This is a genomic window from Streptomyces sp. NPDC030893, from assembly GCF_055571535.1.
Map to the genome: position 1 here is coordinate 317,957 of NZ_JBVIFC010000006.1, position 14,127 is coordinate 332,083.

Sequence of the window (14,127 nt, forward strand, 5' to 3'; positions counted from 1 at the left end):
GCGCTGGGGGTCGTGAAACAATCGAGGTTGGCTCACAGGTATCGACAGGGACCAGGAGACACAGCGCGATGCGTATCGGAGTTCTCACCGCAGGCGGCGACTGCCCCGGCCTGAACGCAGTGATCCGGTCGGTCGTGCACCGCGCGATCGACAACTACGGCGACGAGGTGATCGGCTTCGAGGACGGCTACTCGGGCCTGCTCGACGGCCGCTACCGCACCCTCGACCTCGACGCCGTCAGCGGCATCCTGGCCCGCGGCGGCACCATACTGGGCTCCGCCCGCCTGGAGCGCGACCGGCTGCGCGAGGCCTGCGAGAACGCCTCGGACATGATCCGCGACTTCGGCATCGACGCGCTGATCCCCATCGGCGGCGAGGGCACGCTGACGGCCGCGCACATGCTGTCCGAGGCGGGCCTGCCGGTGGTCGGCGTCCCGAAGACGATCGACAACGACATCTCCTCCACCGACCGCACCTTCGGCTTCGACACGGCGGTCGGTGTGGCGACGGAGGCGATGGACCGCCTGAAGACCACCGCCGAGTCCCACCAGCGGGTGATGGTCGTCGAGGTCATGGGCCGGCACGCCGGCTGGATCGCCCTGGAGTCCGGCATGGCCGCCGGCGCCCACGGCATCTGCCTGCCCGAGCGCGCCTTCGACCCGGCCCAGCTGGTCAAGATGGTGGAGGAACGCTTCGCCCGCGGCAAGAAGTTCGCGGTGATCTGCGTCGCCGAGGGCGCCCACCCGTCCGACGGCACCATGGACTACGGCAAGGGCGAGATCGACAAGTTCGGCCACGAACGCTTCCAGGGCATCGGTACGGCCCTGGCGCACGAACTGGAGCGCCGCCTCGGCAAGGAGGCCAAGCCGGTCATCCTCGGCCACGTCCAGCGCGGCGGCGTCCCCACGGCCTACGACCGCGTCCTCGCCACCCGCTTCGGCTGGCACGCGGTGGAGGCCGCGCACCGGGGCGAGTTCGGCAAGATGACCTCCCTGCGGGGCACCGACATCGAGATGGTGCCCCTGGCGGAGGCGGTCACGGAGCTGAAGACGGTCCCGAAGGACCGGATGGACGAGGCGGAGTCGGTCTTCTAGGCGGTACCGCAGGAGGCTCTCGCAGGCGAGGGGGGTCGGGGCGCGGGCCCCGGCCCTCCGCTGCTACTGCCGCACCCACCGGTACTGCAGCTCCGGCCGCCCCACCGTGCCGTACTGCGGGCGGCGGGCCGCGCGGCCGGCGTCGACCAGGTGTTCCAGGTAGCGGCGGGCGGTGATGCGGGAGATGCCGACCGTCTCCGCGAGGGCGGCAGCGGTCAGGCCTTCGTCGGCGTCGCGCAGGGCCACCGTCACGCGCTCCAGGGTCGGTGCGCTCAGGCCCTTCGGCAGGGCGGCCGGTCCGGGTGCGCGGAGGGCGGCCAGCGCCCTGTCCACCTCGGCCTGCCCGCTCGCCTCGCCCACCGCCGCGTGGAACTCGGTGTAGCGCAGCAGCCGGTCCCGCAGGGTCGCGAACGTGAAGGGCTTGAGGACGTACTGCACCACCCCGAGGGACACCCCCTCGCGGACGACCGCCAGGTCCCGCGCCGAGGTCACCGCGATCACGTCGGCGTGGTGGCCGGCCGCGCGCAGTGAGCGGGCCAGCTGGAGTCCGTGGACGTCCGGCAGGTGCAGGTCGAGGAGGAGCAGGTCGACGGGCGTGCGCTCCAGCGCCCGGCGGGCCTCCGCGCCGGTGTGCGCCTTGCCGACCGCGACGAACCCCGGCACCCGCCCGACGTACATCACATGGGCGTCGGCGGCGACCGGGTCGTCCTCGACCACCAGCACCCTGATCGGCTGCCCGGCGGTCATACGGCGCCCCCCGGAATCCGCGCGACCGCGCGCTCCCCGAGCGGCAGCCGCACCTCGAACACCGCGCCGCCCCCGTCCCCGGAGGCCCCGGAGGTCACCGACAGGGCGCCGCCGTGCCGGGCCACCGCCTGCTGGACGAGCGCCAGGCCCAGGCCGCGCCCGCCCGGCCCGGACGGCTTGGTCGTGAAGCCGCGCCGGAAGACCGCCTCCGTGTGGTCCGGGTCCACCCCGGGGCCCGTGTCGCACACCCGCAGGATCAGCTGCGAGGGGTCCGTGGTCAGGGCCGTCACCGTCACGCGCGGGTGCAGCCCGCCCTGCGCCGCGTCCACGGCGTTGTCGATCAGGTTGCCGAGGATGGTGACCAGGTCCCGGGCGGGCAGGGAGTCCGGCAGGAGGCCGTCGTCCAGGCGGCTGTCGGGGGACACCACCAGCTCCACGCCCCGCTCGTTGGCCTGGGCCGTCTTGCCCAGCAGCAGCGCCGCCAGCACCGGCTCGCTCACCGCGGCCACCACCTGGTCGGTGAGCGCCTGCGCCAGCTCCAGCTCCGCCGTCGCGAAGTCCACGGCCTCTTCGGCCCGGCCCAGTTCGATCAGCGAGACCACCGTGTGCAGCCGGTTCGCCGCCTCGTGCGCCTGCGAACGCAGCGCCTGCGTGAAACCGCGCTCGGAGTCCAGCTCGCCCATCAGCGACTGGAGCTCGGTCACGTCCCGCAGGGTCACCACCGAGCCGCGCCGCTGGCCGCCGGTGACCGGAGAGGTGTTCACCACCAGCACCCGGTCCGCCGTCAGGTGCACCTCGTCCACCCGGGGCTCGGAGGCGAGCAGCGCGCCCGTCAGCGGCGCCGGAAGGCCCAGCTCCGCGACCGATCTGCCCACCACGTCCTCCTCCTGGTCCACACCCAGCAGCTCCCGGCCGCCGTCGTTGATCAGCGCCACCCTGTACTGCCCGTCCAGCATCAGCAGCCCCTCGCGCACGGCGTGCAGCGCGGCCTGATGGTAGTCGTGCATATGGCTGAGCTCGGACGCGTTCATGCCGTGGGTGTGGCGGCGCAGCCGGGCGTTGATCACGTACGTGCCGACCGCGCCGAGCCCGAGGGCGCCGGCCGCGACCACCAGCAGCGCGGTCAGCTGCTCCTGGGCGCGCTGGCTGATCTCCTCGACCCGTATGCCCGCGCTGACCAGGCCGACGATCCGGTCACCGTCCAGGACGGGGGTGACCGCGCGGACCGACGGGCCGAGGGTGCCGGTGTAGGTCTCGGTGAAGGTACGGCCCTCCAGTGCCGGGGCCGTGTGCCCCTGGAAGACCAGGCCGATCTGGTCCGGGTTCGGATGGGTCCAGCGAATGCCCCGCGGATCCATGATGGTCACGAAGTCGATGTCGGTGTCGCGCACCACCGCCAGCGCGTACGGCTGGAGCTCCGCCGACGGGTCGGGCGTACGGATCGCCTCCCGCACGGACGGGGAGTCGGCGATCGAGAGGGCCACCGCGGTGGCCTGGTGGCCCGCCGCCTCCTCGGCCTGGCTGCGGTCACCGACGTAGGTGAACAGAGCGTATCCGGCCACGACGACCGCGATGAGCACGGCCTGCATGGCGAAGAGCTGGCCCGCGAGGCTGCGGGGCCGACGGAGGGGGATACGCATCCAGCCAGTCTGCCTTCCCGTTCCGCGGTGAACTAAATGAACGGAAGGGTGACCGCGCTCACAGAGCGCGGCATAGTCGCGGCGTTCCCCCGAACATCCATCCCCCGGACGTGAGCCGCACGCCGGTGATGCCGACGACGTCGTCAAGGAGGGCCGCCGTGACCAGCACAGCCGATACGGCACCTGCCGCACCCCAAGCCAAGCGGGACCGCACGCACTATCTCTACATCGCGGTGATCATCGCGGTCGCCCTCGGTATCGGTGTCGGTCTGATCGCCCCCGATTTCGCCGTCGAGCTGAAGCCGATCGGCACCGGGTTCGTGAACCTCATCAAGATGATGATCTCGCCGATCATCTTCTGCACCATCGTGCTGGGCATCGGCTCCGTGCGGAAGGCCGCCAAGGTCGGCGCGGTCGGCGGCATCGCCCTCGGCTACTTCATGGTGATGTCGGTCGTCGCGCTCGCCATCGGCCTGGTCGTCGGCAACATCCTGGACCCGGGCACGGGTCTCGCCGTCACCGACGCGGTCAAGGAGACGGGCCAGGCCCAGGTCGACGCCGAGGCCAAGTCCACCACCGAGTTCCTGCTCGGCGTCATCCCGACCACGATCGTCTCCGCGTTCACCGAGGGCGAGGTCCTGCAGACCCTGCTGATCGCCCTGCTGTGCGGCTTCGCCCTGCAGGCCATGGGCAACGCCGGCCAGCCGGTCCTGCGCGGCATCGAGCACATCCAGCGGCTGGTCTTCCGGGTCCTCGCCATGATCATGTGGGCCGCCCCGGTCGGTGCCTTCGGCGCCATGGCCGCGGTCACCGGCTCCGCCGGCCTGGACGCCCTGAAGAGCCTCGCGGTCCTCATGCTGGGCTTCTACGTCACCTGTGTGCTGTTCATCTTCCTGGTGCTCGGCGCGATGCTGCGCATCGTCGCGGGCCTGAACATCTGGACCTTCTTCCGCTACCTGGGCCGTGAGTTCCTGCTGATCCTGTCCACCTCCTCCTCGGAGTCGGCGCTGCCCCGCCTGATCGCGAAGATGGAGCACCTCGGCGTCAGCAAGCCGGTCGTCGGCATCACCGTCCCCACCGGCTACTCCTTCAACCTCGACGGCACCATGATCTACATGACCATGGCCTCGCTGTTCATCGCCGACGCCATGGGTACGCCGATGTCGATCGGCGAGCAGATCCCGCTGCTGCTGTTCCTGCTGGTCGCCTCGAAGGGTGCCGCCGGTGTCACCGGCGCGGGCCTGGCGACGCTGGCCGGCGGTCTCCAGTCGCACAAGCCCGCCCTGGTGGACGGCATCGGCCTGATCGTCGGCATCGACCGCTTCATGAGCGAGGCCCGCGCCCTCACCAACTTCGCGGGCAACGCCGTCGCCACGGTGCTGATCGGCACCTGGACCAAGGAGATCGACAGGGACCGGGTGAACGAGGTCCTCGCCGGGCGCATCCCCTTCGACGAGCGGACCCTGCTGGACGACCACGTCGGCGGCGACGAGCCCGATGCGCCGCACGCCGAGCCGGCGGGGAAGGCCGGCGAGAAGGAGCTGGCGAAGGCCTGACGGCCGAGGCCGCTCCCCCCAGACGCCGGGCGGCCGGGCGCTCCCCCGTAGCCCAGCCGCCCGGCTCCTTCCCGCTTCCGCGCGTTCCGGTCGTACCAGCTGTTCCGGTCGTTCCGGTCGTTCCGGCACAGAGAAAAACCCCCGAGGCAATTGCGCCCGGGGGTTTTCTTTGCGTATATTCATTGATTCGCGACTTCTGGAAAGGGAAGTCGCGCGAAGTTCAATGAGCACAGTATATCCGGGCGGGAGCGGAATTGTCAAACACCGAATTTCCGGACGATGAATTGCGGCAGGAACAGGAATTCATCGACGGACTGTACGCACGCGTGGACGTCCTGCGCGGCGACGCCGAGGCCGGCGTCTCGGACGCGCTCGCCCAGGGGCACACGCCCCGCCAGGCCAGGCTGGAGCGGGACATCCTCGTCGCCGAGCGCTCCGGGCTGCTCGCCGCGCTGAACGCGGTGGACGGCTCCCTCTGCTTCGGCCGGATCGACCTCACCTCCGGGGGCACCCACCACATCGGCCGCATCGGCCTGCGCGCCGACGACGCCGAGCGCACGCCCGTCCTCATCGACTGGCGTGCCGATGTCGCGCGCCCGTTCTACCTGGCCACCGGTCACACCACGATGGGCCTCAGGCGCCGCCGGCACATCGCCACCGAGGGGCGCAGGGTCACCGCCCTGCACGACGAGATCCTCGACCTGGGCGACGACACCCGCACCGGTCACGAGGACCCCACCGGCGACGCCGTGCTGCTCGCCGCGCTCAACTCCGCGCGCACCGGCCGCATGGGCGACATCGTGCGCACCATCCAGGCCGACCAGGACCGCATCATCCGCGCCCCGCACCGCGGGGTCATGGTCGTCGAGGGCGGACCCGGCACCGGCAAGACCGCCGTCGCCCTGCACCGCGCCGCCTACCTCCTCTACGAGCACCGCGAGCTGCTGGCCCGCCGCGCCGTCCTGATCGTCGGCCCCAACCCGGCGTTCCTCGGCTACATCGGCGAGGTGCTGCCCAGCCTCGGCGAGACCGGTGTGCTGCTTGCGACCGTCGGCGAGCTGTACCCCGGAGTGAAGACCACCCGCACGGACACCCCGGAGGCCGCCGCGGTCAAGGGCCGCGCCGAGATGGCCGACGTTCTCGCCGACGTCGTACGCGACCGGCAGGCGCTGCCCGACCCGGTGATCGCGATCGAACACGACCGCGAGATCCTCATGCTCGACGACGGACTGGTCAACGTCGCCCGCGAACGCACCCGCGCCGCCAGGCTGCCGCACAACGTGGCCCGGGAGCACTTCGAGGGCCACATCCTCAACGCGCTCACCGACATGGTCGCCGAACGCATCGGCACCGACCCCTACGACGGCTCCAACCTGCTCGACCCGAGCGACATCACCCAGATCCGCGACGAACTCGCCGAGAACCCCGAGGTCCGGTCGGCCATCGACCGGCTCTGGCCCCGGATCACCCCGCAGCGCCTGGTCGCCGACTTCCTCGCCGCACCGGAGGGGTACCTCTCCGACGAGGACGCCGCCGCGGTCCGCCGCCCGGTCACCCGGCACTGGACCGTCTCCGACGTGCCCCTGCTCGACGAGGCCGCCGAACTCCTCGGCGAGGACGACCGGCTCGCCCGCGAACGGGCCGAACGCGAGCGGCAGGCCCAGGTCGCCTTCGCGCAGGGCGTGCTGGACGTCTCGTACGCCTCGCGCACCTTCGAGTTCGAGGACAAGGAGGACGACGACCCGGACTCCTCCGAGGTGCTGTCCGCGCACGACATCATCGACGCCGAACGCTTCGCCGAGCGGCACGAGGAGGAGGACCACCGCAGCGCCGCCGAACGCGCCGCCGCCGACCGCACCTGGGCGTTCGGGCACATCATCGTCGACGAGGCGCAGGAGCTGTCCCCGATGGCGTGGCGGCTGCTGATGCGGCGCAGCCCCACCCGCTCGATGACCCTGGTCGGCGACCCGGCGCAGACCTCCGAGGCGGGCGGCGTCGGCTCCTGGGCCGACATCCTCACCCCGTACGTCGAGGACCGCTGGGAGCACACCCGGCTGGGCGTCAACTACCGCACCCCCGCCGAGATCATGGACGTCGCCGCCGCGGTCGTCCGCGCCGAGCACCCCGGCTTCGAGCCGCCCGGCTCGGTGCGGAGCACCGGCGTACGGCCCTGGGCCCGCGCCGCCGACGACCTGCCCGGCGCCGTCGCCAAGGCCGTCGCGGAACTCACCCCCGACGAGGGCCGACTGGCCGTCATCGCCCCGCGCGAGCTGCACCGGGCGCTGGCCGCGAGGCTGGACGGGGTGACGGCCGGCGCCGAACCCGACCTGACCCACGACGTCGTCCTGCTCGACCCGCGCCAGGCCAAGGGCCTGGAGTTCGACTCCGTCCTCGTGGTCGAACCGGGCCGCTACGGCACCAGCGACCTGTACGTGGCGCTCACCCGCGCCACCCAGCGGCTCGGCGTCCTGCACACCACCCCGCTGCCGAAGCCGCTGGCCGAGGCGATGGCCTGAGCGGCCGGCGCGGGGCGGACCGGGGCACGGCCGCGCGGGTCCGGTCCGGGGTACGGCCGTCCGGTCCGGGGGCGACCGTCCTGGCCCGGGAGGCCTCCCGGTACTTCCCCTCGCCGGTGCGAGGGTTCCGGTGGTCCGGCCGGCCGCAGCCGGCCGACCGGACGCCATCGCGCCCGGGGCGGGCGCGCGGTCACCCTGCCCGGGCCGGGCGCAGCCGTACGGCTCAGGCCGGGCGCAGCCACACCGTCGCCAGGGGCGGCAGGGTCAGGCGGATGCTCGCGGGGTAGCCGTGCCGGCCCCGGGGGTCCGGCTTGAGCGGGTCGGGGTGGGTGTGGTCGCCGCCGCCGTAGCGGCCGGCGTCGGTGTTCAGGGCCTCGTGCCAGGCGGGTACGTCGTCGGGGACCCCGATCCGGTAGTCCTGCCGGACCACCGGAGCGAAGTGCGACACCGCGAGCAGCGGGGAGCCGTCGGAGTCGTACCGCAGGAAGGCGAACACGTTGTCCTCGGCCGCGTCACCGGTCACCCACCGGAAACCGGACGGGTCGGTGTCGCCCTGCCACAGCGCCGGGGTGTGCCGGTACACGGTGTTGAGGTCGCGCACCAGGTCGCGCACCCCGCGGTGGTCGGCCTCCGCGCCGTAGTGCGGGTCGAGCAGCCACCAGTCCGGGCCGTGCGCCTCCGACCACTCCGCTCCCTGTGCGAACTCCTGCCCCATGAAGAGGAGTTGCTTGCCGGGGTGGGCCCACATGAAGGCGAGGTAGGCGCGCAGGTCGGCGCGCTGCCGCCACCAGTCGCCGGGCATCTTCGACACCAGGGACCGCTTGCCGTGCACCACCTCGTCGTGGGAGATCGGCAGGACGTAGTTCTCGCTGTAGGCGTACACCATCGAGAACGTCATCTCGCCGTGGTGGTAGCGGCGGTGGACCGGCTCGTGGCTCATGTACTGGAGCGAGTCGTGCATCCAGCCCATGTTCCACTTCAGCCCGAACCCCAGCCCGCCGAAGCCGCTCGGGCCCTTGTGGTGGGTGGCCCGGGTGACGCCGTCCCAGGCGGTGGACTCCTCCGCGATCGTCACCACCCCCGGCACCCTGCGGTACACGGTCGCGTTCATCTCCTGGAGGAACGCCACCGCGTCCAGGTTCTCCCGGCCGCCGTGCTTGTTCGGCGTCCACTGGCCCGGCTCGCGCGAGTAGTCCAGGTAGAGCATCGAGGCGACCGCGTCCACCCGCAGCCCGTCGATGTGGAACTCCTCGCACCAGTACAGGGCGTTGGCGACGAGGAAGTTGCGCACCTCGCGCCGCCCGAAGTCGAACTCCAGGGTCCCCCAGTCCGGATGGGCGGCCCGCAGCGGGTCCTCGTGCTCGTACAGCGGCCGCCCGTCGAACTCAGCCAGCGCCCAGTCGTCGCGCGGGAAGTGCGCCGGAACCCAGTCCATCAGCACCCCGATCCCGGCCCGGTGCAGGGCGTCGACCAGGTACCGGAAGTCGTCCGGGGTGCCGAGGCGGGCGGTGGGCGCGTAGAACCCGGTGACCTGGTAGCCCCAGGAGCCGCCGAAGGGATGCTCGGCGACCGGCATCAGCTCGACGTGCGTGAAACCGAGGTCCTTCACGTACGCGGGGAGCTGGTCGGCGAGCTGCCGGTAGGTCAGCCCCGGGCGCCAGGAGGGCAGGTGCACCTCGTAGACGGAGAACGGCGCCCGGTGCGCGGGGACGTCCGCCCGGTGCTCCAGCCACTCCGCGTCGCCCCACTCGTACGCCGAGGACGTGATGATCGACGACGTCGCCGGCGGCACCTCCGTACGGCGGGCCAGCGGATCGGCGCGCAGCGTCTTCGAGCCGTCGGGGCGGGTGATCTCGAACTTGTACAGTTCGCCCTCGCCGATCCCCGGCACGAACAGCTCCCACACCCCGGTGCCGCCCAGTGACCGCATGGGGAAGCCGGTGCCGTCCCAGAAGTTGAAGGAACCGGCCACCCGCACCCCGCGCGCGTTCGGCGCCCACACCGAGAACCGGGTGCCGGTGACGCCCTGGTGGGTCATCGGGTGCGCGCCGAGCACCGTCCACAGCTCCTCGTGCCGGCCCTCACCGATCAGATGCAGATCGAGTTCGCCGAGCGTGGGCAGGAAGCGATAGGCGTCCTCGGTCTCCTGCACCGTCCCCTCGTACGTCACCAGCAGCCGGTACGCCGGCACCTCGCGCAGGGGGAGCAGGCCGGAGAAGAACCCGTCCCCGTCGTCGTGCAGCTCGGCGGTCAGGCCCCCGGAGACGACGGTCACCGCCAGGGCGTACGGCCGGAACGCCCGGAAGACGACCCCGCCGGGCACCGGGTGCGCGCCGAGCACGGAGTGCGGGGCGTGGTGCGTGCCGCTCAGCAGCCGCTCCCGGTCGCCGGCGTCCACGGCGGGGGAGACGGCGATCTCCATCTCCATCTCGGGCGGGACGGGCGGCGACGCGGCGGGCCCCGGGACGACAGGCTCCCGCACGGCCGCGCTCTTCGCCGCCGCGGCCGTCCCGGCCGGGGCCTTCCCCGCCGCCTGCCGCCCCGCCGCCCCGCCCAGGTTCCTGCCGACGGCCTTCCCCGCCGTTTTCCCTGCCGTCTTCCCCGCCGCCTTTCCCGCCGTCTTCCCCATCGCCTTCTTCGCGGCCTTCTTCACCGTCGACTTCTCGGTCGCCGCCTTCTTGGCCGTGGCCTTCGCCGCCGCGGCCGTCTTCTTCGCGGGGACCTTCTGCGCACTGGTCTTCTTCACGGCTGGCTTCTTCCGTGCGGGCGCCGGCGGCTCGGTGCGCCGCTGGTCGGCCGGCTGCTCGGGATGCGAACCGCTGGACGTGGGGCGGGGGGTCACGGGCGAAGCCTCCTGGGCGGCGGTCGGGGTCGGGTCAGATCCGGTCGGGCGAGGCGAGCCGGTGTGCGGCGGCCAGCGGTACGGGGAGCCAGTCGGGGCGGTGCCGGGCCTCGTAGACCGCTTCGTAGACGGCCTTGTCGGTCTCGTACGCGCGCAGCAGCACCGGCTCGGTGCGGGGATCGCGGCCCGCGGCCTCCGCGTACCCGGAGCAGTAGGCGGCCCGGCAGCGCGTGGCCCACTCCGGCTGCGGCGGGTCCGCCGTACGGGCCGCGTAGTCGAAGGAGCGCAGCATGCCGGCGACGTCCCGCACCACCGGCTGCGGCATCCGCCGTTCCGCCAGTGGCCGGGCCGGCTCCCCCTCGAAGTCGATCAGCGACCACTCCCCGGCCGGGGACCGCAGGCACTGCCCGAGGTGGAGGTCGCCGTGCACCCGCTGCGCGGTCCAGGTGTGGCCCTCGGCGGCCAGGTCGCCCAGCGCCGTGTACGCGGAGCGCAGCCCGTCCGCGTACGGCCGCAGCGCGGGCACCGCGTGCACGGCCGCCTCCAGCCGCTCGGTCATGCCGTCCACCAGCGCGCGCAGCTGGGTGTGACCCAGGGTGACGGTCGGCAGGGCGCGGGCCAGCGCGGTGTGCACCTCGGCGGTGGCCCGCCCGAGCGCCCGCGCCTCGGCGGCGAAGTCCTCGCCCTTGGCCAGCTCCCGCAGCGCCAGCTCCCAGCCGTCCGCCGCGCCCTGCACGAACGGCTGGAGCACCCCCAGCACGTACGGTTCGGCCGCGGGCGGCGGGCCGGGCGACTCGTCGGGGTCCGCGACCAGCCAGGCCGTCGGCGGCGGCACCCGGGGGCAGCCCTCGCGGGCCAGCGCCAGCGGCAGCTCCAGGTCGGGGTTGATCCCGGGCACGATCCGGCGCAGCAGCTTCAGTATGAACGTATCCCCGTAGACGACCGACGAGTTCGACTGCTCGGCTCTCATCAGGCGCGGCACCAGTCCGGAGCGGATCTCCTGGGCGGGGTTCCGCTCGAAGCGAAGCCCGCCGATCCGGGCCCGGGTGCGCAGGGCCTCCAGGAGCAGTTCGGCGGGCCGGGTGTCGTGCAGGGCCTCGTAGACCGTCCGTCCGGCCAGCGGGCCCCGCGTCACATGACCGATCAGCGCGGGCGCGAGCCGGGGCGGCAGCGCCTCGCGCACGCCTATGAGCAGCTGGTAGCAGTCTCCGGGCTGCTCCTGCCCGGTGTGCCCCGCCTGGAGCGGCTGGTGGGCGCGCACCAGCAGGTGGTACAGGCCCAGCTTGGCGGTGGGCGGCAGCAGCTCGGTGGTCGTGACCAGGCCGAACCCGGTGACCGGGCGGCCCTTGCCCGCGAACCAGCGCTGCCGCGGCAGCCATTCCCTCAGCAGTGGATCCAGTGACGCAAGGAGGCCGGGCGGTGTCGTGACAGTGCGTGTGACGGCTTCCGACATGGCGTCGCGTCCTTTCCCCTCTTTCGGCGCGCCACAGGGGGCGCCGCCGGTGGGCGGGGTGTTACTGATGCGTGCCCAGGGCGGGCCGGTGAAAACCGCCCCGCCCGGGTTCTACGCGGCGTCCTTGCGGAGCCGGAACCAGTAGAAGCCGTGCCCCCCGAGGGTCAGCAGATACGGCAGCTCGCCCACGGCGGGGAAGCGCACCCCGCCGAACAGCTCCACCGGGTGCCTGCCCTCGAAGGCGCTCAGATCCAGCTCCGTGGGCTGCGCGAAGCGGGAGAAGTTGTTCACGCAGAGCACCAGGTCGTCCTCGTACTCACGGAGGAAGGCGAGGACGGCGGGGTTGGAGGACGGCAGCTCGGTGTACGAACCGAGGCCGAACGCCGGGTTCTGCTTGCGGATCTCGATCATCCGGCGGGTCCAGTGCAGCAGCGAGGACGGGGACGCCATGGACGCCTCGACGTTGGTGACCTGGTAGCCGTAGACCGGGTCCATGATGGTCGGCAGGAAGAGCCGGCCCGGGTCGGAGGAGGAGAAACCCGCGTTGCGGTCCGGGGTCCACTGCATCGGCGTGCGCACCGCGTCACGGTCGCCGAGCCAGATGTTGTCCCCCATGCCGATCTCGTCGCCGTAATAGATGATCGGCGAGCCCGGCAGCGACAGCAGCAGGGCGTTGAACAGCTCGATCTGGTTGCGGTCGTTGTCCAGCAGCGGCGCGAGCCGGCGGCGGATGCCGATGTTGGCGCGCATGCGGGGGTCCTTGGCGTACTCCGCCCACATGTAGTCGCGCTCCTCGTCGGTGACCATCTCCAGGGTCAGCTCGTCGTGGTTGCGCAGGAAGATCCCCCACTGACAGCCCGACGGGATCGCCGGGGTCTTGGCGAGGATCTCGGAGACGGGGTAGCGGGACTCACGGCGTACGGCCATGAAGATCCGGGGCATGACGGGGAAGTGGAACGCCATGTGGCACTCGTCGCCGCCGGCCGCGTAGTCGCCGAAGTAGTCGACGACGTCCTCCGGCCACTGGTTGGCCTCCGCCAGCACCACCGTGTCCGGGTACTGGGTGTCGATCTCCTTGCGCACCCGCTTCAGGAACGCGTGGGTCTCCGGGAGGTTCTCGCAGTTCGTCCCCTCCCGCTGGTACAGATACGGCACCGCGTCCAGCCGGAACCCGTCGATCCCGAGGTCCAGCCAGAACTTCAGCGCGGAGATCATCTCCTCCTGCACCGCCGGGTTCTCGTAGTTGAGGTCCGGCTGGTGCGAGAAGAAGCGGTGCCAGTAGTACTGCTTGCGTACGGGGTCGTACGTCCAGTTCGATGCCTCGGTGTCGACGAAGATGATGCGGGCGTCCTGGAACTGCTTGTCGTCGTCGGCCCACACGTAGTAGTCGCCGTACGGTCCCTCGGGATCGCTCCTCGACTCCTGGAACCACGGGTGCTGGTCGCTGGTGTGGTTCATGACGAAGTCGATGATCACGCGCATCCCGCGCTGGTGCGCGGAGTCGACGAAGTCCACGAAGTCGGCGAGGTCGCCGAAGTCGGGCAGTACGGCGGTGTAGTCGGCGACGTCGTAACCCCCGTCGCGCAGCGGGGACTTGAAGAAGGGCGGCAGCCACAGGCAGTCGACGCCCAGCCATTGCAGATAGTCCAGTTTGGCGGTCAGACCCTTCAGGTCGCCGATACCGTCGCCGTTGCTGTCCTGGAAGGAGCGGACCAGGACCTCGTAGAAGACGGCTCGTTTGAACCAGTCCGGGTCCCGGTCCTTGGCGGGTGTGTCCTCGAAGGTGTCCGGGACGGGTTCGTTGACGATCATGTGGTGAGTGACCCTCCGATCCGCGGGGTGGACGGTCGCAGATCCCTGCCGTGCTCGTCGGACGGCCCGTTTCCGGACCCCTCGCCGACGACGAGTACGTGTGCCCCGCCCGGGCCGAGACGCACATAGTTGGCCCTGCCCCATTGATAGACCTCGCCGGTGAGCTCGTCGCGCACCGGTGCCGACTCGTGCCAGTCCAGGCCGAGTTGCGGCATGTCCAACGAGACCGTGGCCTCCTGGGTGTGGTGGGGGTCGAGGTTGGCGACCACCAGAACGGTGTTCGAGCCCTTCCGCTTCGAGTACGCGATGACCGCCTCCTGGTCGGGGTGGTGGAAGTGGAGGTCGCGCAGTTGCCGCAGGGCGGGGTTGTCCCGCCGGATGGTGTTGAGCCGGGTGATGAGGGGGGTGATGGTGCGGCCCTCGCGTTCGGCGGTGTCCCGGTCGCGGGTGCGGAGTTGGTACTTCTC

8 protein-coding genes and 1 pseudogene are annotated in these 14,127 nt (G+C 71.8%); 3 read left to right on the plus strand and 6 right to left on the minus strand.

Features of this window, described 5'->3' with window-relative positions:
• Positions 1 to 68: 68 nt before the first annotated feature.
• Positions 69 to 1,094: an ATP-dependent 6-phosphofructokinase gene (locus tag ACZ434_RS15585; RefSeq protein WP_468455867.1), complete on the plus strand. Its 1,026-nt coding sequence runs from the start codon at positions 69 to 71 to the stop codon at positions 1,092 to 1,094.
• A gap of 63 nt (positions 1,095 to 1,157) precedes the next feature.
• Here ACZ434_RS15585 and ACZ434_RS15590 read toward each other — a convergent pair whose 3' ends face one another.
• Positions 1,158 to 1,841 (minus strand): response regulator, encoded by a 684-nt coding sequence (locus tag ACZ434_RS15590; RefSeq protein ID WP_468455869.1) that lies wholly within the window; start codon positions 1,839 to 1,841, stop codon positions 1,158 to 1,160.
• A complete protein-coding gene (locus ACZ434_RS15595) occupies positions 1,838 to 3,481 on the minus strand; it encodes a sensor histidine kinase (RefSeq protein ID WP_468455871.1) in 1,644 nt (547 codons plus the stop codon). The genes ACZ434_RS15590 and ACZ434_RS15595 overlap by 4 nt, the downstream gene beginning before the upstream one ends.
• Before the next feature lie 158 nt (positions 3,482 to 3,639).
• On the opposite strand from ACZ434_RS15595, the gene ACZ434_RS15600 reads away from it, so the two are divergent.
• A complete protein-coding gene (locus ACZ434_RS15600) occupies positions 3,640 to 5,037 on the plus strand; it encodes a cation:dicarboxylate symporter family transporter (protein WP_468455873.1) in 1,398 nt (465 codons plus the stop codon).
• Between the two features lie 284 nt (positions 5,038 to 5,321).
• On the plus strand, positions 5,322 to 7,553 hold the full coding sequence (locus tag ACZ434_RS15605) for a HelD family protein (protein ID WP_468455916.1): 2,232 nt from the start codon (positions 5,322 to 5,324) through the stop codon (positions 7,551 to 7,553).
• A gap of 223 nt (positions 7,554 to 7,776) precedes the next feature.
• Here the strand turns inward: ACZ434_RS15605 and glgB are convergent, their stop codons facing one another.
• The 4 genes and pseudogenes from glgB to ACZ434_RS15625 all read right to left on the minus strand — a co-directional run.
• Entirely contained in the window at positions 7,777 to 10,395 is a 2,619-nt protein-coding gene (gene glgB / locus ACZ434_RS15610) for a 1,4-alpha-glucan branching enzyme (protein WP_468455875.1), read from the minus strand.
• A gap of 34 nt (positions 10,396 to 10,429) precedes the next feature.
• A complete protein-coding gene (locus tag ACZ434_RS15615) occupies positions 10,430 to 11,848 on the minus strand; it encodes a maltokinase N-terminal cap-like domain-containing protein (protein ID WP_468455877.1) in 1,419 nt (472 codons plus the stop codon).
• 111 nt (positions 11,849 to 11,959) lie between these two features.
• Positions 11,960 to 13,660 carry a maltose alpha-D-glucosyltransferase gene (gene treS / locus ACZ434_RS15620; protein WP_468455879.1) on the minus strand — a complete coding sequence of 567 codons (1,701 nt, stop codon included), beginning with the start codon at positions 13,658 to 13,660 and terminating at the stop codon, positions 11,960 to 11,962.
• Positions 13,657 to 14,127 (minus strand): annotated as a pseudogene (locus ACZ434_RS15625) (alpha-1,4-glucan--maltose-1-phosphate maltosyltransferase); the annotation flags it as partial. The gene treS and the pseudogene ACZ434_RS15625, both read right to left, overlap by 4 nt.